A 22,409-nucleotide genomic window follows, 5' to 3' on the forward strand; every position below is an offset into this window, starting at 1 on the left:
GGCATGAACACCTCCACCAACCACCTGATGCTCCTGGTCCTCCTCCTCTCGGTCGTCGCGCTTTTCTGCACGCTCGTCGGAGCCGCAGCCGGCCTGCTCGCTCGCATCGACGGAGCCACCTACGCCACCGCCCTGTTGCGTGGTGCCGTGGCCTTCGCAGGCAGCGCCACCCTGTCCCTGGCGCTGCTGACCTTCGTCCTCACGGCGTTGTGAACCGAGTGCCAGGTTGACCGCCCACTTTGCATCTTGCGTCCGTTTCACAGGCCGCTCGTTCTCCTCGGCTGGTGTGATCTTGATGGTGTTTTCCAGGATCCGGTCCGTAAGGGCCGCCCGTGGTCTCTTCCCCTGGAGGACCGGGTGCTGCTCGTGGCGGCCCACTGCCGCACGAACTTGACGTTGCGTCAACTTGCTTCGCCTTTCGGCGTTCCGAAGTCCGCAGCCGACCGCATCAGCGACGACCTCGGCCCGTCACTCGCGCTGCATCCCCGCAAGCGGTTCGCGAAGGACACCGTGCTCATCGTGGACGGCACCCTGGTGCCCACCCGCGACCACGCGATCGCCGAGCAGTCCAAGACTCCTTGGTGAGGATCCGGTCGAGCGCCTCCACCGCCAGGGGCCGCAGATCCGCCGAGAGCGCGGGCAGGGGCTCCTTCGGGGCGTACGAGGTGGTCACCGGGTCACCCCCCGGGCGCTGCGCCGCGAGCAGCGCACTGACAACGGCCTGTCGGTGCCGTGTGCTTGGATCGCCGCCATGACGAAGGACGACGACATCCAGCAGGCCCCGGAGGGCTCCGCCGAGCTGTGGATCGGGGCGGTGCCCTCCCTCGGGCCCGGTGGGCGTGATGTGCTTCTGGGGCTCGGTTCGCACGCCGACGAGCCCGGAGCCCGGCTGGCGCGGCTTCTTCTCGACCGGGGGCACGAGGGTGAGGAGGGCGTTTTCTATCTGCTGCCGGAGGATCTGGCCGCCCGCTACGAGCGGACCGGTGACCGGCTCGCGGTGACGCTCCTCGCCCGCCGGGACGTCCTCGCTCACAGCCTCCGGGCGCGCCCGGAGGAGGGGCGCGTACTGTCCGGAGCACTGCCCTCCGATCCGCTCGACGCCGACCGGGTCGTCCTGCTCCGCCGCGAGCTGACCACCGGCTTCGTCCCCGTCGAGCAGGGCGGGGAGTTCCAGCCGGTCCTCCTCGTCGACCACACCGCCGGTCCGGATGCCGGGCCCGAGGAGCTGATCGCCTTGTTCGAGGAGGGCGAGGCGGGCATCGCCGTACTCAACGCGGAACTGCTGCCGGACCGGGCCTGACGTTCCAGTGCAGGACGGTTCGGTCGGGGCCGAAATGTCCCGTCGGTAGCGTGCCGAACGCAGCCCGCCGGCGGCGAACCGGCCCCGCCGGGAGCGGTCACCGGAGGATGTCGTGGCGGTCCCGGCGGAAAGTCGCACCGGACCGTCGACGGGCCCACGACGGCTTCAATGATCGAAGACATTGGCCAGCCGTCCTTCGATAGGAGCCCTGCCTCGGGAAACGGCACGGTCGGTGAGAAGGCATAGCTGTGCCGGGGTGAGTCCGGCAAGGTCGCGGAAGTCGCGGTTCATGTGTGCCTGGTCGTAGTAGCCACACACAGCCGCCCGGTCAGCCAGCGACCTGCAGGCACCAGTCGGTAAGGTGAGCGCCCGTTGAAACCGCAGTATTCGGCTGGCGGTTCGCGACGGCAGTCCGATCTGCTCGCGGAGCAGCACCTGGAGCCGCCGACTGCCGCGGCCCGTGGCAGCGGCCAATTCTTTGGCGGATACCTGTCCGTGGCCGGCGCGCAGCCGACTCCACACCTCGGCAACTGTGACGGAGCAGTGATGTTCAGGGGGTTGGGCTGCTTTGGTCTGGTGTTCCGTCTTTGGAGTGGGACTCGGGACGGCTGAAGTGGCTGTGTTCGGGTGTGATGGGTGTGGCCTGGGATCGCGTTCGGTTTGGTTGTTCGGGCGTTTGGCCTGCGGTCCGGTGGCTGTGTGGGAATGATCTTGGGTTTCCCGTTGATGTAGTGGTGCGTCTATAGGCGGCTGCGTTCTATCCGGGCTTCAAAGCGCGGTTTGGCTGGTCAGTGGTGTGTGTGGGTGAGGAAGATACGGAGGGGGTCGTTCGCGCTGGGGGTCAGGTGGGTGAGGTTCAACCGGTGAGCGATGAGGCCGAGGGCGTCGTTGGTGGTGCGGTGTGGCCGGTTCGGCAGGGTGGCGAGTGCGCGGGTGAGGGCGACGGTTTCCGGGTAGATCACCAGGTCGCGCGCGAGGAGTGCGGGGGAGGCGCTGCCCGTGGTGGCCAGGTGGGGGTTGCCCGCGCAGAGTCGGGTCAGGCGGGTGTGCCAGCGGTGGGTGAGATGTTGCTGGTGGTCGTACCAGCGGGTGGTGATGGCGCGTGCCGCGGTCCAGGCGGTAGCGGCGCCGGGATGTCGTAGCAGGCGCTGGTGGGCGTGGCGCGCGGCCGCGAGTTGGGGCACGGCCCACGTGTGGATGGGGGAGGCAAGCCGTGGGTCGGGGGCGGCTTGGTGGTGACGCGGGCACACCAGCCGGTGCGGCGGTGGGTGAACCCAGGCGGTGTCGGTGGTGCCGTGGCTGCGGTGGTGGGTGCACAGGGTGCAGGCGCGGACGGGCTGCTGTGCGGCGTTGAGCCGCTTCCAGCGTGCGGCGGCCTCGGCGCTGGGGGCGGTGTCGTTGAGGGCGGGGCGGGGCAAGGCACGCAGGAGGTTGGGGAGTGGGACCCGGGCGAGGGCAGCGAGGTGCCGGGCCGCGTTGTGGTTGAGGTGGAGTTCGGCTGCCGGCAGTGTGCCGTGGCCGTGGAGGGCGATACCAGCCCCGTCGAGGAGCTGGGGCAGAGTCAGCTGATAGGACATAGCGATACGTTGGGCGTACGAGGCGGTCGCTTCGCCGGGCAGCGGCCGTACTCGGAACACGCCCGGCGCGGCTGCCGGGACCTGCAGCCATGCCCTTGCGGTGACGGCGCTGCACTGTGGGGCGCCGGCCTCTGCTACGGCACGGTCCGTAACGTCTGTCCGGCTCACAGGGTGCTGGCGCTGCGGCTTCGGGGCCGGGTGTGGGGTCGGTAGTGCTGTTCGGCGAGGTGGTCCAGGCGGATGGCTTCGAGGCTGGTTCTGGTGATGCGTTCGGTGCCGTCGAGTAGGGCAGCGATGGCGGCCTGGCGGATGAGGCGGGCGAGGCTGCTGATACGGCCGGCGGTGCGTTCGTGCAGGTACGGGGCCAGTTGGGGGAGAGTTCCGGGCCGGTGGTGGCGCAGGTCGAGCGCGCCTTCCATGGCGGTAATGAGGTCGCGGAAGGGTTCGCTCTCACCGAGGCGGGCGGGAAAGGCGGCGCAGTCGATGAGGGAAGCGCGTCCGGCGAGCTGCGCACCGCGCACCCCGGTGAACAGAGGTGTGGTGGTGACGTCGATTCCGGCGTAGACGAAGGTGGCGCCGATGCGTTCGGTGAGGTCTTTGATCAGGTCGGCGCTCTGGGCGCCGGTGGTGGTGCGGGGGTTGAGCCGGTGGACCTCGTCGATCATCACCAGCTGGACGCCGGCAGCGGTGTAGGTGTGGCAGACCGCGTTGGTGATCTGGACCTGGGACATGCCGGCGGCGACGGGGATGCCGAGGTAGCGGGCGAACTCGGTGGCCAGGGTCTTGGCGCTGGCGGCGGGCGGGACCAGGACGTAGGCGACAGGCACCTGCCCGGCTGTGGCTGTGGGGCCGTGGCGTCGGGTGTGGGCGAGGTGGCAGGCACGACCGACCTGGAGCAGCGCGGTGGTCTTCCCGGCGCCGGCGGGGCCGGTGACGATCAGGGACGGCCGTGCGGTGACTGCCTGGTGTGAGTTCTCATTTTTGTTGTAGCGGAGGTATGCCTCTGACCTGGGGTGTTGCAGGCGGATGAGACATGTCGTGGTCCTGTTCTGTCACGTCGTAAGGGTGTTTGACCTGTACTGCTGCAAGTTGAGTGAGAAGCCTGCAGATATGTTGAGAAATCTGATGCACGACCACCCCTTTCCTCTGCTCGCTTGCACGTGCCGGTGCGGCTGGGTTGGTTCGAGGCGGATGATGCACGCCCGCCGCCCACCCGGTTCCGGCTTCGCTGTGGAGCCGCGGGTGTGCGTCCTCGTGATCGGCAGGGAGCGGTGTCTGGCAGGGGTCTTGCTGGAGGGCGTGACGGAAGCCACGGGAACGCTGCGGACGCGGGGCCCGGGGCGGCGTTCTGGCCGTCTGTCAGTGGTCGATGTCGTCGAAAAGACTGCGCTGTTCTGGGATCGGTTGGCTGTTCTGTGGGGTCTCTCGTCGGTAGGGAAGAGGATCGGGAGCCCAGTCGCGGTGTGCTTCGTCCGGATCCTCGCGGATCTGTTGGTAGATGTCTTGTGCGCGGTCGAACTCACCGGCGGTGTCATCGTCCAGCCGTCGCTCGAAGGCTTGGCTGTACCAGAACAGCGCGTCGTCGACGGGGTCGTTGTCTGGGTCGCCGTTGAACTCCGAGGCCCAGTCGTATACCCGTTGTTCGAGGCGGGGAACGAGTTCACGGCATACGTGCTCGAACAGGTTCTCGCGTTCCTCTTCCGTGAGGAGGACGTGCCAGGCATGGTGCAAGTCGTTGTCTTCAATCCACGAGGCGTCGGGTGCCATGACGGCTAGGTCCGTCATACGTGCGATCGCCTGCTGCCGGATGTCTTCGGGGAGCAAACCGGCGCGGTGGAGGCGGGCCAGTACCCGCGAGCGGATGTCGTCGTTGGCCGGCGTGCCGAAGTCCATGAGCACCGAGTGGAGATCGGGATCTTCCATGAGGTAGGCGCGTAGGAAGCCGTCGCTGCTGTCCCGCGACAAGTAGGAGAAGACGCTCTGTCGACGCTCGTACTCCTCCTGCCAATCCCTCAGAGGACTGCGGCGATGTCGGCGCAACGCGGAGATCCGTTTGGCCGTCGCCTGGTACAGAGGCGGCGGGATACGCAGGAGAGTGCCCTGGCGCTGTTCGCTGCCGGTGGGCAGGCAGTCCGTGCGGGAGAGCAGGGCCCGGTCGGTCATGCCGGTGAGGACGATGGGCAGCAAGTGGGCCTGGGTGGTCAGCCAGGTGGCGAAGCCCTCCCGGAGAGTGGGGTGGTGGAATGACCAGTACGCCTGCCCGTCAAGGGCGGTCGCCTCGGTGAGGAAGGTGCCGGTCAGCGTGGTCATGGCCCGGCTGGCGGCGCCGGGGGCGGCGCCAGCCCGATCGATGATGTCGCGCTGGGCCGGATCGAGGGCGAGGGGGCTGGGCAGCCCCTTGTCCTGACCTGTGGCGTACACGAGGGCGAGGGCTGCGTGGGCGTGTACGTCCAGTTGGTCGTAGACATCGATCAGGAGCTGCCGGGGCCGGGCCATGAAGGACGTAATGCTCTCGCGGGTCAGGGACAGCCCCGTGGTGAATGCCTGGAGTCCGAGGCGCCGTGCGGCTTCGGGGCGGAACGGCTCGGCGTCGGCTGCGGCTTCGAGGTGCGGTTTCATCCGGCTGAGCACGTCCGCCGGCTGATCGCCCGCAGCGAGATGGTTGTAGAGGATCTGCTGCCGCTCCGTGCGGGCGAGGTCGGCGACATCGACGGTGACCTGCTGTTCGTGCAGCAGGGGGTAGGCATACGGTTTCAGCAGGGGCCGGGCCTCGTTGTAGATGTAGTTGCGGGAGGTCAGCACGACCCGGGCCCCGTTCTTCACGGCGCTCATCACGTGCGGCAGGTCCCGTGCCCAGGCGTGGGTGAGGATCTCCTCATGGCGGACGGCGCCGAAGGCGTCATCGAGCCAGAAGAACTGGTCCTTCTCGTGCGGGTTCCAGCGCTGTACCAGTTCGTCGGAGGTGCGCGGCTTGATGGCCACGCAGCTCCAGTTGTCGGCGGCGCTGATGGCCAGCATCAGGGCGATGACGGATTTGCCCACGGCCGGGTCGCCGAGCAGCAGTACGAAGCCGTGGTCGCGCAGTGCGCGGGCGGCCTTGCGGTAGGCGCTGGTGACGACGAACGTGGAGACCTGTTCCGGCGCGGACTTCATCAGCACTGAGGCCTGGGTGTAGGCGCGTTCGTCGAGAATCTGTGACAGGTCACCGAGTCCATAGACACGGGGGACGAACATCCGCAGCTCTCGATGTGAGGCGATCATGTCGCTCAGCCACTGCCCGTCGAGGACCAGGGGGTGTGCCACCCCGCAGGCGCGTAGTCGCCGCTGGATCTTTTCCTCGGACAGGCCGCTGACCCGGGCGTTGGTCAGCAGCACATAGGTCGCGCATACCCCGCGCTTAACCAAGGCACGGACCTTGGCGAATTCGTCCTCGAGTTCCGACGGGGCGAGTGTGGCATCCGCCTTCTTGGTGTGCTTGCACTGCAGCGCAAAGGGGCCCGGCGGCACATCCTGCACGCCTCCGGGCTCGTCGGGCGGTTGCCAGGTGCCGTAGAAGGCGCCGTCTCTGCCCCCGTCGTTGGAGTCCGCGAACGCCTGTACGGACTGTCCCCACACCTCCCGCAGCACAGCTGCGCACAGGTCCTGAAAGGCGCGCCAGCCCAGGGTGTGCAGGGCGAAGCGAGGCGACCCGGGGGCGATGGTTTCGCTCGTCCCCGTCATACGTCGTCCTTGTGGCCGTCATCGGTTGAGCCGTCGCTGAGCGTGGTGAGCGCCTCCCACATCTCCTCGTCGTCGTAGTCCGGTTCAACCAGGTCTGGGGTCAGGATGTTGCTGTCGGGATCCAGCTCCTCGGACTGGGCAACGACCTCGACCAGGAACTTCTGCGCGGCCTTCATGAGACCGGGGTCCCGTGTCCACAGCCCGAACTCCAGGCTGCGGCGGGAGCTTTCCGTGCCGTTGGCACTTCCCAGCCACAGCCGGCTGGGCCGGAAGCCGATGACATCGGCCACCCCGCCCAACCCGTCTTCGTCGTGCCGCCACAGCTCACCCAGCAGCAACATTTTGGTGTGCAGGATCGGAACGAGATGATCACCGGCCTTGCGGTAACCGAGGCTGCGTAGCGCAGGCAGCTGGATGTCCGGTGACGCAGAGCCGGGACCGAGTACAGGCGCCGCGCCGTCCTCATGGAGGCTCAGTCCCTCCAGATTGGGCAGCGCCCGAGCGGGGAAGCCGGCCGCGCCCTTCACCGCGTTGGCCACCTTGCGCAGTCTCTCCAGGGACCGTGGGCCCCTTGACTGTTTACTGACCACCACGCATGCGGACGGGAACCCGGCTATCCGGCGCAGCAGTTCAGTGTCGTCCACCCACAAGAACGCCCCGAGCATCCCGGCCCCAAGGCTGCGTGAGCGCCGCTGTTGCTCCAACTCGTTCCGGAACGTGTCGATCCCGTCGACGAGGCCGGCCAGCACATTCGTCCCGAACCGGGCGGGACCACCTTCCGCTGCGACCGCCTGCACGTTGAACTGGTGAGAAAACGACAGACTCACGACCCCTCCTATAACAGGAGCATTATGGCGTGCCGTCACAGACGGGTCGTACGGTCACCCCCACCCTCCCGTCGAGGCGCCCGGCCAGGCGGCAGCATGCCGTCGTCGCAGCTGCAGGGACAGACGTGAATGGCCACGGGAGGCACCCTGCTCGTCGACGAGGCCAGCGGCGTGATCTTCGTCGGCGAGGCGACCAGCCCGCCCCCGGACTCTCCGCTGACCGAGGCCTACTTCCAGCACGGTGTCAGCGTCCACCTCGCCGCCGGACGGAAGACACCGGCAGCATCAGCCACTTCCTGGGCATGTGGCACACGCACCCGCACTCCCCGGCACAGCCCAGCGCCACCGGCCGCGCCGGTGCTGCGATGTCACGCCGATGAACCTCGCCACGCCTGCTGAACAGGACCTGCGTGCGGGGCTGTCGCCACGGATGGCGCCGACGCCGTCAGCCGAGAGGCAGGTCGAGGTAGCGGGCGGCGTCGTGCAGGACATCGCGGGTGAGGGTTTCGGTGCGGTCGAGGATGGAGAGTTGGGCGGCCATACCGATCAGCGGGGTGAGGTGTTCCATGAGTCCGTCGGTGATGCGGTAGAGCTCTTCCTCGTGGTCCAGGAGGCTGCCGAGTTTGTGGTGCCGTAGCCGCAGCAGGCTGTCGAGGGTGGCCAGGGTGCCGGCCCATTCGTCGGGGTGTTCCGTGCAGCGAGGCGGGAGCCGGTTGACCCAGAGTGTGGGGACTGAGCGTGGCCGGATGGGGGCGGTAGCCTCGGTGAGGCGTCTGAGGGCGGGGAAGCGGGCGGCGCGGGCCTCACGCAGGATGTCGCTGGAGCCGATGCCGCTCCAGAAGACGGTCAGGCCCAGTTCGTCGGCGAGGTAGTCGAACGTCGGCTGCAGGTCCTCGGGCCGCAGCCGGTCGATTCCGTCGATCAGGCAGACCTCCGTACGGGCATGGCGCATCACGTGGACCGCAGGCCCGGTGAAGTCCTTCATGCGCTGTACGGGCCGTTGCTCGGTGTCCGGGCGGTACAGATCCCAGCCGAGGAAGACGGCCAGGGCCGCGGACCAGTCGGCGGATGTGCCGGGTTCGGGCGGGGCGTTGACGCAGACGACGGGGATGCGGCTGTCGTCGATGCCGTGGCCGCCGTCCCCACCATCTGGCAGGGGCTGCTCGCCGAGGTCACCGCCAACCCGCGCGACCTCGCAAGAAGTACGGCGCCGAGGTGGTCGGCCGGGCGCAGGGATACGACGTCGCCGTTCTGAAGCTGAAGAACCCGCCGTCGGGGCTCGCTCCGCTGGCCCTCGGCAATTCGGACGAGGTCGCGGTCGGCGATTCCACGATTGCCATCGGCGCCCCGTTCGGCCTGTCCAACACGGTCACCACGGGCATCATCAGCGCGAAGAACCGCCCGGTCGCCTCCGGTGACGGCTCCGGCGGCAGCAACTCGTACATGAGCGCCCTGCAGACCGACGCCTCGATCAACCCGGGCAACTCCGGCGGCCCGTTGCTCGATGCGCGCGGTGCGGTCATCGGCATCAACTCGGCCATCCAGTCGACCGGCAGCAGCGTCGGCCAGACCCAGGCGGGCTCCATCGGCCTCGGCTTCGCGATTCCGATCAACCAGGCGACGAACGTCGCCCAGCAGTTGATCAAGACCGGCAAGCCGGTCTACCCGGTGATCGGAGCCACGGTCAGCATGGACGAGAAGACCGGCGGCGCGGTCATCTCCGACCAGGGGGCGGACGGTACGGCAGCCGTGTCGAAGGACGGCCCCGCGGACCGGGCCGGCCTCAGGGCGGGCGATGTCATCACGAAGTTCAACGACACCGTGATCGACAGCGGCCCGACCCTGATCGGCGAGATCTGGACCCACAAGCCCGGCGACCGGGTGACGCTGACCTACCAGCGCGACGGCCGGACGGCAACGGCCGAGGTCACCCTCGGGGACCCCGGTCCCGAGTACGCGGCGAACCGGCACAATGTCGGCTTCATGGTGGCCGATTCTCGCGGCGTCCCTGGTGGGCCAGCCCGATGTGGTGCAGCAGGGTGCGTTTGCCAGTACCGCGGCAGTCGCTGTCGATGGCGACGTGCTGGCAGGGGTGGCGGCGTTCGCCGTTGAGGCGCAGCATCCGCCGTGCGGTCTTCATGCCTGTGGCGATGTCGGTGGTTTCGACGAGGCTGAGCTGGGCGTGGTAACGCACCCGGGGGTCGTCCTCGTCGACGGGCACGGGGCCGTCGACCGGCGGGATCGGGGGAGGGGCCGGCTGGTGCCGTACGCGGGCGCGCCAGCCGTGCAGAGTGGTCGGTGACCCAGGAGACAGGGCCGGCGCCGACGCGGGCGGCGGGACACTTTGAGCGTCACGTACGGGGGGTTTCACCGGTCATCTCCCTGTCGCCCGTTGCCCGGTGGGGGAGGGCCGGTGCTGCTGTCACCTTGGGTGGTGTCTGGGGTGGGCCTGCAGTTGTTGTCGCCCACGGGCCCGGGATCGGTGGGGCCGGGCGGGTGGAGGCCGGGCAGGGAGGCCAGGAAGTCGTCCAGGCTCAGGCCCGCGCCACGGACGGGCTCGGGCGTGTCGAACAGCTCTCCGGAGGGACGGTCGAGGGAGCGGAAGGGGCGGACGGAGTCCGGGTCCAGGGGCGGCAGGCCGTCGGCGTAGGGCTTGGTGGTGGGCGTCGGCCGCGCGGGGCGGGGCACCGCGGCAGCCGCGCGGGGACCCGGCCTGGCCGCGGTAGGCGAGGGCCCGGCGGCCGCGGTGCGCAGCAGCTGAGCGGTGGCCCGGGTGACGGCGGCCTCGTCACGGCGGCTGCCGCCGGCGGCGAGGTGGATACGCAGGGCCTGGTCCCAGGTTTCCTCGGTCCACCGGTCCTTGAGCAGTCGGCGGTGGATGAAGGGCACCTCGACCCACGGGTCGGTGCCCGGCTCGGCCCGGTGGTTGAACAGCCAGGCGACTTCCGGGTGGTCGGGGGAGTAGTGGACCTCCCAGCGCCCCTGCTGCGCTGCGATGCCGGAGGGCCCACGGAAGAGGTCCAGCTTTCCCCGGTCGAGGTTGTAGGTGCGGTTGTTGATCTGGAAGCCCTTGCGGCTGACCCGGACCCACACCGTCGGCAGCAGCTTGCGGTTCTCCTGCGCGGTCAGCGTGGTGGACCGGTAGCCGCGCAGGGACACCAGGGCTGCGTACATCTGGTTGGGAGTCAGGCACAGCCCAGGAGTGAACGGACTACGAAGTGCTGCGTGAGGGGTCTGCTGCCAGCGGAGAACCACCCACTGCTCGAACAGTTCCTGGAGCTGGGGGATTGTCCACAGAGGCTGCTTGCGGACGCGTTTGCCACGCAGGTCCAGACGGTGATGGGTGTAGGAGGCCAGGTACTGGCTGAAGCCGGTTTTCACCGCCAGCATGGCGCGCTCCACGATGGCCTTGTCGACGGCGGTGCGCAGCCGTGCCTCGCGTACTTCGATGCCCATGCAGTGGCAGGCGCGGGTGAAGTCCGCGGAGATGAACGGCGAGCCGTGGTCGATGACGAGTGTTTCGGGTTTGATGACGGGCCTGGCGGCGGCGCCGGCGAAGCGGGGGTCGGCCGCCAGGAGGTCCTCGAAGGGGAGGTCGGATCCTTCCATGAAGGTTTCCGGTGCCCAGCCCGGGCGCGCGGGTAGCGGGGCCGTGGTCTGGGCGACGACCTGCATGGTGTCGAACGAGCGGGTGGCCCGCCCGGCGGTCCACCGTCCCGTCCCGCCTGTGCGGCCGGTGCGCTTGGGCACGAGCAGAGAGCCCACGATGCTGCGGGTGGCCACGTCGATGGCGATGGTGAGCTCCACAGAGATGCCCCGTCCGTCGTCGCCGAGGACGAGGACGTCCAGTCCGGTGGTGTCGATCTGCACCAGTTCCCCGGGCCAGCGGGCCCAGGTCGCCCGCCGGGCGACCGGCCGCTCTGCGGATGTGGCAGGTCCGGCCGCGTGGCGGGCCGCCGCGTCGTGCGCGTTCTGCGCGGTGATCCCGAGGCGCTCCAGTAGCCGGTAGAACGTCGCCGGACTGATCACCAGGCCCCGGGCGGTCTTCGGATCGGCCAGCAGCTGCGCGTAGCGGGTCCGGACCGTCTGCTGCACCCGGTCGATCAGCCGGGACAGGGTTCCCGGAGACAGGCCCTTGTCGCGTTCGTCGTCCAGGATCTCCCACACGAGGTCGACCACCCGCGCATCGACGCGCCCGTGCGGGGCCGTACTGCGCAGGCTGCGTTTGTCGACCAGGCCCATCAGGCCTTCTTTGCGCCAGGCCGCGCACTTCCGTTCGACAGTGGCCGCGGACACCGGTGTTCCTGCCTGCGACAACTGGCCGGCCTTGGCCTGGTAGCGCTAACGCAGGGTGCGCCGCTGCGGGTCGAAGGCCGGTCGGGGCTCGGTGGTGGCGGGAACGTTCGGGGCCTGCTGGTGCAGTACTTCCTTGACATGCCGCTCCCACGCGAGGGCGGCCTTGCGTACATCCTTCGGCAGCGCACGGAACTCGCCGAGGCGGCCGGGCAGCGAACTGCGCGGCGCCGCCCGGTTCAGCACGGCGAAGTCGGAGGCCGAGGTCACGGCCGTCTGCAGGATGATCAGCGGCTCCACAGGCTCTGCCGACTCTGCGGCGTCGAGGAAGAGACGCGGTCCGTGGAAGGCGGTCACGACCCAGGCCACGCCGCGGAAGCGGATAGTGTCCCCCACAGCCAGGGTGTCAGCAGCGGCGAGCGCCCCCGCACCTGCGGTGTGCCGCGAAGCCGAGGTCACACGGCCTCCCCTGAGCGGGCCCATGCCGTCGACGACGGGGTGAGCGGGACACCCATGTCGGTATGCAGCCGCTGCGCCCAGATCAGGTGATAGGCAAGGTCCACCCCCGCGTACGGGGGCAGGGCGGCGGCTCGTAGCCCAGAGCGGATGGTTCGAGGCGAGGTGAACTGCTGTGCCAGCAACTGGTCCTGCCCTGCCGTGAGCCATCGTGGGCTGCGGGCGGCGTAGAGAAGCTGGAGGTTGTCCAGTTCCACCCCGGTGGGAGGTTCCATCACCCGGATCTGCCAGCCTGCTGCTGCCGCAGCCACCGCCAGCACCGCCTGCTCGGATTGCCACCGGTCGGTGAACTGCTCCGGCTGCACGCAGATCACCTCGCGCCAGCCCGCCCGTAAGGCGACGAACGCTGGCCGCAGGCGGTGGCGGCGCCCCTGCTGGCTCCAGCGCAGCTCCATCGGCCCCGCGCTGCGCAGCCCGACCGCCAAGTCGCGGTCCAGGACCATGCCGCAGCGCTGCTGCCGCAGCGAGCCGCAGGCCAGCAACTGGTCGGTGGCCGAGGCCCACGCGTTGGTGACGAACGACTGCCGTCCCGGGTAGGGCACGGGCCGCTCCAGCGGTGCCAGTTCCTCGAACGGCACCTCGCCGGCCTCTGACACCGGGCACTCGCGCTGTCGTCCGAACCGGTCGAGGTAGCAGACGGTGATGTCGCATGCGCTGACCGGGGCCCCTGGCATGTCCGCCGCCCCCTTGGCTGTTGTCGTGGGCCGCACCGTGCGTGCCCCTGCTCCAGCATCCACGTACGGATGGGGCATGCGCAGCCGCACCCGGCTCCACCCCACGATCGAGGGAACAGGGCAGATACGTGTGCGAAACCAGACGGGGCGTGCCGCTGTGGGCGGGAGCTCATACGACGGTGAACGAGTCACTCCAGTCCCAGGGCAGGCAGCAGAGGTTCTCCAGCGGCGCCCGGTGCTCGTCGTCGCGGTGGATCAGCGCTGTGACCGGCCTCCGGCCACGGCGGCGCCCGCCGCACTCGTCATCCCTGGTGGCCGGCGCGCACCGCTGATGCCGGGCGAGCCACTCCGCCACCGGGACCTGCCACCTGCCCGGCGGCAGTTCGAGCGCATCCGCCAGCTGGGACAGCTCGGCCACCAGACGGGACTCGGCCGCAGCCCAGGGCCCGCCGGGCAGAGCGGCGCGTTGCTGCTCGTAGCGCAGCAGCGCCCGGGCTACCTGCAGCACCTCCGGATACACCAACAGCCATGCCGTCTCGACGACTTCGGGCTGCAGTCCCGCCCGCCCGGCCCGCCCGGTCCACCGCCGGGTGAGAGGGGCGCGGCGCCACCACCACCCAGTAAGGGCGAAGGCGTCCGAGACCAGGAACCCTCCGGCCGGCCCGAACCGCCGCTCAAGCCGGCCCCGCCGACGGTGGGCGTCGACCGACTCCGGCAGCGGCGCCAGATCCACTCCCGCCCCATTCCTCTGACGCACGTGCGTGAACCGGCCGTGCCGCTCGCAGATCCGCCACCGCTCCGGCCAGACGAGCCACACCCCACCAAGGCCGGCGCCCCGTGCCGCCGTACACAGTCCGCAAGCCGGCACGAGATAGTGCGCCAGCGGCTGCCACGGCCACTCCCACCGCGCCTGCCCACCCGGCAGAAGATGTGCCTCGCGCAGATGCGGCAGGGCCCACCGAAGCCGCGCGGACGGCACCCCGAGCATCTCCGCGAGCCGGTCTGCCGCCGCACCGCTGAGGAACACCTCGGCCAGATATGGCTGAAGGGCCTCCTGGCCCGGCGGCCCGTCGCCGAGTTCGGCGAGCAGGAAGCCGACCTCCACCCCCTGTGCCCCGGCCACCCGCCACAAGAACGAACAGTTCGACTCGTTGGCCACGAAGCGGACCGGCCGCCGCGGCAGACTTCTGCTCCACACCGTATTCCCCAACCCCTTTGCCCAGGCGGCCCGGCAACCGTCCAATCACGATGCTTGCCGCCCGCCGTACATCGCGCCTCCCGCACCGGCTGTCCTGCCCAGGACGCCACGCCCGCAATGAACCGGATCTCCACCGCACTCCGCTCCCTACCACGGTGAGGACCCAGAGGGCCCGGGGCGTTCACCCCAACGGGTGAGACAGGCCGGGGTGAGTGCCCTGCGCCGCGGGCTCGTCCGCATCCTGCCCCTTAGAAACCCGTCACCTGCCCTTGCGCCGGAGCCGTCTTGTGCTGCACGACCAGCCCGCCAAACGCCTGCCCAGCGAACTGTGGACACGCCAGCGCGCCGCGGCCGACTGCGTCCTCAACGCCTTCGCTATGGGATACGAACGCCAGCAGGTGATCATGCCGTGCGGCACCGGAAAGACCCACCTCGCCGTCCACATCGCCCACGAGCTCACCTCCGACAGCCGCAGCCTGACCGTGATGCCGACCCTGGAACTGCTCAACCAGACCGCCCGCGTCTGGCACACCTCCGGCCGGCCGGGCCACTTCCTGGGCCTGTGCTCCGACACACAGACCAGTGAGCCCATCCTGAGCGGCGTGCTCACCATGACCAGCGACCCCGCCCGGCTGGCTGCCGTCGTACGCGGTGCAGACGGTCCCGTCAGTGCCTTCGCCACCTACGCCTCGCTGCCCAAGCTCGTCGAAGCTCACCAGCGCCATCTGCTGCCGCGCTGGGACATCGCGGTCGTGGACGAAGCCCACCGTACCGCCGGCGCCCGCGGCAAACCGTGGGCCGTCATCCACGACAACGACGCCATCCCCGCCCGCCACCGCCTCTACCTCACCGCCACGCCCCGCATCTGGGACGTCAACCGAGACATCGTCACCGAACCGATCGCCTCCATGGACGACGTCTCCCTCTACGGACCTGTCGCCTACCGCTACTCGCTGGCCGAGGCCATCCATGAGGGACGCCTGGCCGACTACCGCATCGCCGCCCCCGAGATCCACGACCCGCACCTGCGCACCCTCTTGACCGCCGGCAAGGGGGCCAGCCGCACGCCCCAGACCGATGCCATGCGGGTAGCGGCGGCCCAGCTGGCCCTGCTCAGAGCGCGCGAGGAACACAGCATCCGCCGCACGGTCGTCTTCAGCCGCAGCATCGCGCAAAGCGATGCCTTCGCCGAAACCCTGCCCGAGACCGCCGCAGCCATCCCCGGCGGCCACGCCCACGGCCTATGGGTCGCCAGCATCCATTCCCGTAACAGCCGTTCAGAGCGGCGAGAGCACCTGACCCGGTTTGCCCAGCCTCCGCAAGACCAGCACGCCAGCACTCTCGCGGAGCTGAGCGTGCTGTGCAACGTCCGCCTATGTGTCGAAGGTGTCGACTTCCCGCTGGCCGACTCCGTGCTCTTCGCCGACCCCAAACAGTCCACCATCGACATCGTCCAGGCGATCGGCCGCGCTCTGCGCATCGGCCCTGGTATGAACAAGATCTCCACACTGGTCATCCCGGTGCTCTTCGGCCCCGGGCAGCGCCCCGAGGCAGCAACGTTCGGGACCCCGTACCACCTCCTGCACCAGGTCATGATCGCGCTCAAGGCGTACGACGAGCACTACTTCCACCGCCTGCCGATCAACGGCGCCCGGCTGCTACCGCCCGCACCGGCCCTCGCCATTCACCCGGCACGCGCAACGGAGATCGCCCCGCACCTGATGCTGCGGATCATGGAGCCCGAACCCGATGTCTGGGAGAACGGGATGGCCTGCGCGCAGGCATTCTTCGACACCCACGGCCATCTGAACGTGCCCAGCAACCACATCACCGATGACGGGTTCCACCTCGGCTGCTGGCTGGGGTACCAGCGCGCTCTCAAGGCCGCCGGACACCTCTCCGCAGCCCGAGTCGCCGCCCTGGTCACCTGCACCATGCCCTGGGCCCACACCGAAGACAGCACCGAAAACCTCCTCCCCGTTGCCCAGGACTACGCCCGTGCCCACGGCCATCTGCTCCCGGAACCGGATGAGACCTATCAGGGTCGACCACTGGGCGCCTGGCTTGCCGAGCAGCGCCGCCTGGCCGCCGACAGCACCCTGCCCGCCCCCTACGCCCGCGCCCTGAAGGACATCGACCGCTGGTGGAACCCCGCCTGGCACGCGGCGTGGCAGCGCATGTACACGCGTGCCCGCGAGGCCGACACGGACCTGTCTCTCTACCCGGGCCCGCTCCCCGCCGACGCGGACGACCTCACTCGCTGGCTAGACGAGCAGATCGATGCCTTCCCTACTCTCGCCAAAGCACAGCAGACACTCCTGGCCGCTCTGCCGCTGCAGCGCGGCCCCCTCACCCTTGCCCTGTGCCGTCCCCTCGGCAGCCAGAGCGCCACGCACGCCCACGGACTGCGCGCCGCCCGGCGCTTCTTCCGCCGCTACCAGCATCTGCGCGTCCCCGTTGACTACACCGACACCCACGGCAGTTCCTGCTTCCCGCTGGGTCAGTGGATCACCGACTTGCGCGACTTGGCCGGCGCGGCCCGCCTCAGCCGTGAAGAGACCGAATCCGTTGAGGCGCTCGGCATGGAATGGCTTCCTGGACTCCGGTGCGACGATGCCCCAGCCGCCCTGCCCAGGCCCCGCATTCCGTCGGCGGGGCAACATCGGAACCGACGCACCCACGGCGGAGCCGCCGGACGAGCACACTGATCCCATACACCCGGCCCGGTCCTGTGGATCGCCGGCAGTGACCAGCCGGCCAGCTTCTCTTCCGGCGCGGTGTGTTCGAGCAGTCGCAGCACCCGCCCGTGTGCAGCGCCCTCGACGACCTCGAACGTCTCGGTCCACCGCGGATCGATCTCGGGTTCCTCGTAGGCGATCATCAGATGCTCACTGGCACGAGAGGGGAACCACGGTGTCCGGGTTAGCTCACCATGCCCGCTGACCAGCGCCTCGATCTTCCCGGGTGTCCCTCGCCCGCCGCTCGTGCTGGGGTGACCGATCCCTCGATCACCCCAGCCTCATCGAGGTCAGGCGGCGATGTCCAGTTCCTCGAATCCATTGACGAAGCGGCGGCCGACGAGCTCCACCAGAACGTCGGGTCTGTCGGCGATCGCTCCAGGATGCAGGCGTGCCATCAGGCTGGGGCTGCGCAGAAGGCCACGGACCCACTGATCGAAGACTGACTCGAAGCGGGTGTGCGGCCTACCGAGCACCTTCTGCTCGAGCACCCCGGCTCCCCAGCCCACAACCCTGACCCAGGCCTTGATCCAGGGATGCAGTTCGGCCTCCTGCACACCGATGCCGTGCAGGAACGCCAGGTACGTGCGCACATCCCGGGGCACGTTGCGGGCTTTGACGATGAGGTGGGCCGTGCTGCGGGGAAGGGCCAGGCCCGCACGGTCCACCATTTCGTCCAGCGTCGGTCGTGCCGCCGCGTTGTACGCATCGCGCATCGCCTGCCCCAGTTCGGCCCGGGTGCACGCGAGGCCAGGCTTCGGCAGAACCGTGGAGCGCCTCGCCTCGCGCCTCGCCTCGGCCGCGGCCTTCTCGGCCCCGGCGAGAAGCTTCAGGGCGTGGCCGAGATCGCCGTCAGTGACCTCGACGAGCTCGATGACCACGACCTGCTTGGGAGGACGCGAGCCGCCCTTCACGGCCCGCTTCAGTGCCGACTCCGACGAGGTGGGGGTGATGCCGGCCAGGTCACGGAAGGTCATCCCGGACTGGCTGCGCAGGTCCCGGAGGTACTTGGCCAGCATGCCCACCTCCGGAACCGTGTAGTCGATCGGGTTCTCAGGTCGCGCCATGCCGCCTCAGCTCCCCGACCCGTTGTTCAGGACCGCGGTGACGATCCGGCGCAGGAAGTTCCCGCTTCGCCGCCGGTCACTGACACCTGCGGCGAGGAGAACAGCGACACCGATGGAACCGGCACCGCCGAGAAGTAGAAGGACGTCGTAGACGGTGTTCACGGGCATGTGCGCGGCCAGGCAGAGGACAACTGCCGCGGTCACAAAGGCGACCAGCACGATCGCCTGGGCCATCCCGAAACGGGAAGGCGTGATCACTGCGGGCGCGGACTGCGTCCGGCCGGACAGTACGACGGACGACATGGCCGCCTCGTCGGTACGCGGGGGCTTCACCGGGTGGGCTCCTCATGAGCTCGCGTACGGCGGCGGCGTACCGCCGCCGTACTTGCTGATGTCGGCTCACTGGGCCTTCGGTCCGAAGGCGTTGGCGACACCCCACGCGGACTTCAGGCTCAGCCGGATCGAGCCCCACCGGGAGTTGGCGCTCCCGCCTGCGCAGGACTCGATTCCACGCCCTACTCTGACAGGCGCAACGCCACCCACGCGGGCCCCAACTACATTGGTCCACCGCGTATCCAAGCCCGAGTTGACTCCTGTCCGGCCACTGGCCAGCAGGAATCCGGGGCGAGTCGACGTTGGGTCAGCTCCCGTCTCAGTTCAAGGCGTGCAAGGAGTCACCCAGACCTTCATGCTCGGGGTTGTTCGCAGGATCCTTACAGGACCAGGACCCTGCGTTTCACCGCATGAGTTTTGTCGGCTCACTGGTGAAGAAGACTGGCTAGTCATGCTTGGCGGCAGACTGGCCACTAGATAAATCAGGACTGGTGTGCCCTTTTCCTCTGGCAGGGACGAGGGCAACCGTCCGAAGCAGGCCGGCCAGAGGCCGAGCTGCAGGCCTGATGGCTCAGGCAGCGGCTGGCTCTGGTCCGACCTGCTGGAGCACCGGGAAAGCGTCCATGGACGACACCCTCTGATCCGAGAAGGCGCCTCCTCCCTTACGGGACGGAGGCGCCTGTCGTGGACGAAGACGCGACGGCTGACACCCTCTTCTGCCCCTCGGCCACATGTACACCGCCCGCGAACCAGCGCAGCGCCGAGAGGCAGCGGACACCGCCGTCGCCCTTGTCGCCGGACTTGAGCGCTACCGGACGGACTCTCTACCAGTTACCTGCCCCCCTGCCAGACCGCGCCCAGCGCCAAGAAACGATGTGCCAGGATCACCGTGTAAGGAGGTGCGGCCTGGTGAGTTCGCTGCAGGTAGACGTGCTGGCATACGAGGCGCCGTGCGAGCGGTGCTCCTTCTCCCTGTGGTGGGTGTTCGGGCTGCTGCCGTCATACAGCCCGCGCGGCGAGGAGTTCACCACCACGGACTTCCCCGAGGCCGTCGCCATGGCACGCCGCATCCTGGCGGCACCGGACGGCGACACGGCAGACATCGCGGCGCAACTGCACGACCGCCCCGCCTGGCAGCGGGGCCGCAGCTTCAACCCCAACCGGTGCAGTGCCTGCGGGCATCACGCCGACTGGCACGTCCTCGACACGCTCCTCAACCGCGTCTACCACCAAAAGGGCTGGATCTATGCCGCGGCCGGCCGGGTCCCCGTCCCTGAATGGCGTGCGATCAGAGGCCGCGGACAAGGAATCCACTGGCCGTACTGCTGACCACCGCCGCTCCAGCCTCAACGTCTCCTCCCGTGTCCTTGAGGAACCACTTGATGACCACCGACCCCAACTACGACGGCCCGCCCATCTCGGTTCGCCCCGAACGTCGTGTGCTGCGCCCAGATCAGCAGCAGGCGGTGGACAGCGCAGCCCGGCATCTGAAGCGCCCGGGTTCGCGTGGGCATATTGTCTCGGCGTGTGGGACGGGGAAGACCCTGACCGCGCTGCGCACTGCGGAAGCTCTCGATGTCTGGTATCTCCTGGTGGCGGTGCCGGGCCTGGATTTGATTGGTCAGTGGGCGGCCGCGGCCCGCGCGGAGGGGCGCCGTGAGCCGTTGATGGCGGTCTCTTCCTCCGATGCCCGTAAGCATCCTGTGCTGGCGGGTGCGGGGGCGGTGAGTACGGGTTCGGGGGAGTACCTGGCGTACTGGCTTGCTCAGTGCAGGAAACGGCGTGAGCGGGCGACGGTGTTCGTCACGTTCGATTCCCTCTCCAGGATCGAGGAGTCCCAGCACAGCGTCTTCGCTGCCCCTGTCTTCGACCTCCTGGTCGTGGACGAGGCGCACCGCACGGCGGGGAGCTGGGACAAGCAGTGGACGATGATCCACGACCACCAGCGTGTCCTGGCCGACCGCCGCCTCTACATGACCGCAACCCCGTACGAGTGGGAGGCTCCGCGCCTGACCGAGGCCCCCGATACACGGCCCCAGCCGAAGCGGACCGCGGCCACCGTCCCGGCCTGGGAGGCTCCCTCTCTGATCGCGTCGATGGACGATCCGAAGGTCTTCGGCCCGCGCCTGCACACCTACTCCCACGCGGACGCGATCGAGGACGGCGTCCTGGCCGACTACCAGCTCCTCGTGCCCACGATCACCAGCACCGACCTGCGCACCGTCCTCACCAACTCCGGCGACGCCCACACCGGGTTCGCGCCGAGTGCCCGTCGCACGACGGCGCTGCACCTGGCCGTCCTCAGGGCCATGACGGAGCACCACCTCAAGCATGTGATCGTGTACTTCCAGCAGGTCGCGGACGCCGCCGACTTCGCCCGCCAGTTTCCCCATACGCTGCGTGCCCTCCCTGGGAATCAACGCCCCGTATGGGCCGACGACCTTCTCGTGCAGTCGATCAACGGCACCCACACCCCCGACCAGCGCCACGCCATCCTCACCGGCTTCGCCGATGCCGACCGCGGCGTGCTGACCAATGCCCAGGTCCTGGGCGAGGGAGTGGACCTGCCGGCCGTGGACGCGGTCGTGTTCGCGGACCGTACGGCGAGCGTGCGCCGCATCGTCCAGGCGGCCTCGGCCGCGCTCTGCGTAAGCCCCCGACCATCGAGCGCAAGACGGCGAGCCTGGTCATCCCCGCCTACACCCCACCCGACGCCGACCCCACCGACCTCCTCTCCACCCCCTACGAGGCACTGTGGCTGGTCACCGCTGCGCTCCGGCATCATGACCAGTCGATTGCCGCCCGGGCCCCGCGCAAGAACGCCAAGCGCCGCCTGGACGCCAACACCCACACCCTGATCACACGCCGGTTCCGGTTCGACTTCACGCTCGACCCCGGGCATATCGCCCGGGCCATGGACCTGTTGGCCTGGCCCGCTGCTGGTGCGGTTCTGTCCGCACCCCGCCGCGCGGGACTCGCGGCCGCCGTCCGCTATCACACCGAGCACGGTCACCTGCGTGTCCCGGCCGACTACGAGGATGCCTACGGCTACCGGCTCGGCCAGTTCATCACCGGGCAACGCACCGCCTATCACCAGGGTTCTCTCGCCGAGGACTGGATTGCCGAGCTCGAAGACCTGGGCATGGTCTGGGACGACAGCGAAGCCGCCTGGCAGGGGCATATGGCCACCGTTGAGGCCTTCCACACCGAACACGGCCACCTCGCCATCCCTTCCCAGGAACCGGGCGGTCAGTTCCTCGTCGATCAGCGGTCCCTGGCCCGCAAAGGCCGTCTCGCCCCCAGCCGCGAAGCCCAGCTCACCGCCCTCGACCCGCACTGGACGCTCCCGCACGGCCCCGACTGGCACCGCAAATACCACCTGATCAAGCGCCATATCGAAGCCGGCCACGACCCGGCCACGCTGCGCCGCGACACGGTGATCGACGGCGTGAAGGCCGGCAGCTGGCTGCACCGTCAGTTCACCACCTGGCACGATCTCAACTCCGGCCAGCGCGACCTTCTCACCAGCCTCGGCCTGACCGCCGATCAAGTCCCGCTGAAGAAAACGCCGAGAACAACTGTCACATCCGGTACCAGGAAACGCCGTTCCTTCGAGCAGACAGCGCTGCTGCTGCGCGCCTTCGTAGAGCGTCACGGCCGCCCGCCAGGGGCCAGAGAATGGATCGAGGCCGACGGCGAAAGCGTCATGATCGGCCCGTGGCTGTGCAAGACCCGCACCAAACAGAAAGCAGGTCAACTACCCGAAGATCAAGGCAAGTTGATGGACGAGATCCTCCGAGAGGACCGGTCCGGAACCGCCCGCGACGTCTCCGAAGAGGGGCCCGCAGACATCTCGAAGATTCCATAGTTTTTCTGCTTCCATAAGACGGACTGATCTCTTCCCGAAACCGACCACGAGTCAGCGGAAAAGAGATGCCCCATCAAGCAGCCGAGCACACCCAGGCCCTGACGCCCGCACATGCAGCCAGCCCAGGGCCGTGCGGAGCACGGCCCGTCGCCCTGATCGCGGAGCGAACAGGGCCAGAGTCCAGCGGAGTTGGACTCAAGGGCCACGGAGTGGCCCGGATCCCCGGGACGAAGTCCCGGACCACACGGAGTGCGTGGTCGTCTTCCGTCGCGTAGCGACGGCGCGTCGTGTTCGCGGA

19 protein-coding genes and 3 pseudogenes are annotated in these 22,409 nt (G+C 69.0%); 9 read left to right on the forward strand and 13 right to left on the reverse strand.

Annotated features, from left to right (window positions below):
- The first annotated feature begins 3 nt into the window (after window positions 1–3).
- Entirely contained in the window at window positions 4–213 is a 210-nt protein-coding gene (locus OG978_RS40705; protein ID WP_326763246.1) for a hypothetical protein, read from the forward strand.
- A 96-nt stretch (window positions 214–309) separates the two neighbouring features.
- Window positions 310–573, forward strand: a pseudogene (locus OG978_RS40710) (helix-turn-helix domain-containing protein); the annotation flags it as partial.
- A 12-nt stretch (window positions 574–585) separates the two neighbouring features.
- Here the strand turns inward: OG978_RS40710 and OG978_RS48565 are convergent.
- Window positions 586–712 (reverse strand): annotated as a pseudogene (locus OG978_RS48565) (DUF4259 domain-containing protein); the annotation flags it as partial.
- A 39-nt stretch (window positions 713–751) separates the two neighbouring features.
- On the opposite strand from OG978_RS48565, the gene OG978_RS40715 reads away from it, so the two are divergent.
- A complete protein-coding gene (locus OG978_RS40715; protein ID WP_326763245.1) occupies window positions 752–1,300 on the forward strand; it encodes a hypothetical protein in 549 nt (182 codons plus the stop codon).
- A 165-nt stretch (window positions 1,301–1,465) separates the two neighbouring features.
- Here the strand turns inward: OG978_RS40715 and OG978_RS48570 are convergent, their stop codons facing one another.
- The 5 genes and pseudogenes from OG978_RS48570 to OG978_RS40735 form a co-directional block, all read right to left on the reverse strand.
- The gene (locus OG978_RS48570; RefSeq protein WP_442817627.1) at window positions 1,466–1,822 is read right to left on the reverse strand and encodes a helix-turn-helix domain-containing protein; all 357 of its coding nucleotides are present in this window, start codon (window positions 1,820–1,822) and stop codon (window positions 1,466–1,468) included.
- Between the two features lie 266 nt (window positions 1,823–2,088).
- Entirely contained in the window at window positions 2,089–2,877 is a 789-nt protein-coding gene (locus OG978_RS40720; RefSeq protein WP_326763244.1) for a hypothetical protein, read from the reverse strand.
- A gap of 164 nt (window positions 2,878–3,041) precedes the next feature.
- Window positions 3,042–3,845 (reverse strand): annotated as a pseudogene (locus OG978_RS40725) (TniB family NTP-binding protein); the annotation flags it as partial.
- Between the two features lie 391 nt (window positions 3,846–4,236).
- Complete coding sequence (locus tag OG978_RS40730) at window positions 4,237–6,597, reverse strand: hypothetical protein (RefSeq protein WP_326763243.1); 2,361 nt, start codon at window positions 6,595–6,597, stop codon at window positions 4,237–4,239.
- The gene (locus OG978_RS40735) at window positions 6,594–7,424 is read right to left on the reverse strand and encodes a hypothetical protein (RefSeq protein ID WP_326763242.1); all 831 of its coding nucleotides are present in this window, start codon (window positions 7,422–7,424) and stop codon (window positions 6,594–6,596) included. The genes OG978_RS40730 and OG978_RS40735 overlap by 4 nt, the downstream gene beginning before the upstream one ends.
- Before the next feature lie 129 nt (window positions 7,425–7,553).
- Here OG978_RS40735 and OG978_RS40740 point away from each other — a divergent pair, with 129 nt between their 5' ends.
- A complete protein-coding gene (locus OG978_RS40740; protein ID WP_326763241.1) occupies window positions 7,554–7,823 on the forward strand; it encodes a hypothetical protein in 270 nt (89 codons plus the stop codon).
- A 46-nt stretch (window positions 7,824–7,869) separates the two neighbouring features.
- Here the strand turns inward: OG978_RS40740 and OG978_RS40745 are convergent, their stop codons facing one another.
- The gene (locus OG978_RS40745) at window positions 7,870–8,409 is read right to left on the reverse strand and encodes a hypothetical protein (RefSeq protein ID WP_326763240.1); all 540 of its coding nucleotides are present in this window, start codon (window positions 8,407–8,409) and stop codon (window positions 7,870–7,872) included.
- 230 nt (window positions 8,410–8,639) lie between these two features.
- On the opposite strand from OG978_RS40745, the gene OG978_RS40750 reads away from it, so the two are divergent.
- On the forward strand, window positions 8,640–9,536 hold the full coding sequence (locus tag OG978_RS40750) for a trypsin-like peptidase domain-containing protein (protein WP_442817626.1): 897 nt from the start codon (window positions 8,640–8,642) through the stop codon (window positions 9,534–9,536).
- A 255-nt stretch (window positions 9,537–9,791) separates the two neighbouring features.
- On the opposite strand, the gene OG978_RS40755 is transcribed toward OG978_RS40750, so the two are convergent.
- The 4 genes from OG978_RS40755 to OG978_RS40770 all read right to left on the reverse strand — a co-directional run bounded on the left by OG978_RS40755 (window position 9,792) and on the right by OG978_RS40770 (window position 14,066).
- Window positions 9,792–11,720: an integrase gene (locus OG978_RS40755; protein ID WP_326763239.1), complete on the reverse strand. Its 1,929-nt coding sequence runs from the start codon at window positions 11,718–11,720 to the stop codon at window positions 9,792–9,794.
- A gap of 45 nt (window positions 11,721–11,765) precedes the next feature.
- Entirely contained in the window at window positions 11,766–12,176 is a 411-nt protein-coding gene (locus tag OG978_RS40760) for a hypothetical protein (protein WP_326763238.1), read from the reverse strand.
- Window positions 12,173–12,907, reverse strand: a complete 735-nt coding sequence (locus OG978_RS40765; RefSeq protein ID WP_326763237.1) for a hypothetical protein — start codon at window positions 12,905–12,907, stop codon at window positions 12,173–12,175. The genes OG978_RS40760 and OG978_RS40765 overlap by 4 nt, the downstream gene beginning before the upstream one ends.
- Before the next feature lie 169 nt (window positions 12,908–13,076).
- Window positions 13,077–14,066 (reverse strand): hypothetical protein, encoded by a 990-nt coding sequence (locus tag OG978_RS40770; RefSeq protein ID WP_326763236.1) that lies wholly within the window; start codon window positions 14,064–14,066, stop codon window positions 13,077–13,079.
- Between the two features lie 326 nt (window positions 14,067–14,392).
- On the opposite strand from OG978_RS40770, the gene OG978_RS40775 reads away from it, so the two are divergent.
- Entirely contained in the window at window positions 14,393–16,813 is a 2,421-nt protein-coding gene (locus tag OG978_RS40775; RefSeq protein ID WP_326763235.1) for a DEAD/DEAH box helicase, read from the forward strand.
- A 320-nt stretch (window positions 16,814–17,133) separates the two neighbouring features.
- Here the strand turns inward: OG978_RS40775 and OG978_RS40780 are convergent, their stop codons facing one another.
- Together OG978_RS40780 and OG978_RS40785 are read right to left on the reverse strand one after the other, a co-directional pair.
- A complete protein-coding gene (locus OG978_RS40780) occupies window positions 17,134–17,910 on the reverse strand; it encodes a hypothetical protein (protein ID WP_326763234.1) in 777 nt (258 codons plus the stop codon).
- A 6-nt stretch (window positions 17,911–17,916) separates the two neighbouring features.
- Entirely contained in the window at window positions 17,917–18,243 is a 327-nt protein-coding gene (locus tag OG978_RS40785) for a hypothetical protein (protein ID WP_326763233.1), read from the reverse strand.
- 909 nt (window positions 18,244–19,152) lie between these two features.
- Between OG978_RS40785 and OG978_RS40790 the strand changes: the two genes are divergently transcribed.
- The 3 genes from OG978_RS40790 to OG978_RS40800 are packed head-to-tail and all read left to right on the forward strand — an operon-like array spanning window position 19,153 to window position 22,111.
- Entirely contained in the window at window positions 19,153–19,572 is a 420-nt protein-coding gene (locus tag OG978_RS40790; protein ID WP_326763232.1) for a hypothetical protein, read from the forward strand.
- A gap of 53 nt (window positions 19,573–19,625) precedes the next feature.
- Window positions 19,626–21,101: a DEAD/DEAH box helicase family protein gene (locus OG978_RS40795; RefSeq protein WP_326763231.1), complete on the forward strand. Its 1,476-nt coding sequence runs from the start codon at window positions 19,626–19,628 to the stop codon at window positions 21,099–21,101.
- A gap of 56 nt (window positions 21,102–21,157) precedes the next feature.
- Window positions 21,158–22,111, forward strand: a complete 954-nt coding sequence (locus OG978_RS40800; RefSeq protein ID WP_326769877.1) for a helicase associated domain-containing protein — start codon at window positions 21,158–21,160, stop codon at window positions 22,109–22,111.
- The last annotated feature ends 298 nt before the right edge of the window (window positions 22,112–22,409 follow it).

The sequence above is a fragment of the Streptomyces sp. NBC_01591 genome (assembly GCF_035918155.1).
Lineage (GTDB): Bacteria > Actinomycetota > Actinomycetes > Streptomycetales > Streptomycetaceae > Streptomyces.

Bases quoted from the DNA above. Each gene is read 5' to 3' on its own strand.
- OG978_RS40705 (WP_326763246.1), top strand. From the start codon at position 4: ATGAACACCTCCACCAACCACCTGATGCTCCTGGTCCTCCTCCTCTCG.
- OG978_RS40715 (WP_326763245.1), top strand. From the start codon at position 752: ATGACGAAGGACGACGACATCCAGCAGGCCCCGGAGGGCTCCGCCGAG.
- OG978_RS40720 (WP_326763244.1), bottom strand. From the start codon at position 2,877: ATGTCCTATCAGCTGACTCTGCCCCAGCTCCTCGACGGGGCTGGTATC.
- OG978_RS40730 (WP_326763243.1), bottom strand. From the start codon at position 6,597: ATGACGGGGACGAGCGAAACCATCGCCCCCGGGTCGCCTCGCTTCGCC.
- OG978_RS40740 (WP_326763241.1), top strand. From the start codon at position 7,554: ATGGCCACGGGAGGCACCCTGCTCGTCGACGAGGCCAGCGGCGTGATC.
- OG978_RS40745 (WP_326763240.1), bottom strand. From the start codon at position 8,409: ATGAAGGACTTCACCGGGCCTGCGGTCCACGTGATGCGCCATGCCCGT.
- OG978_RS40765 (WP_326763237.1), bottom strand. From the start codon at position 12,907: ATGCCAGGGGCCCCGGTCAGCGCATGCGACATCACCGTCTGCTACCTC.
- OG978_RS40780 (WP_326763234.1), bottom strand. From the start codon at position 17,910: ATGGCGCGACCTGAGAACCCGATCGACTACACGGTTCCGGAGGTGGGC.
- OG978_RS40795 (WP_326763231.1), top strand. From the start codon at position 19,626: ATGACCACCGACCCCAACTACGACGGCCCGCCCATCTCGGTTCGCCCC.
- OG978_RS40800 (WP_326769877.1), top strand. From the start codon at position 21,158: ATGGACCTGTTGGCCTGGCCCGCTGCTGGTGCGGTTCTGTCCGCACCC.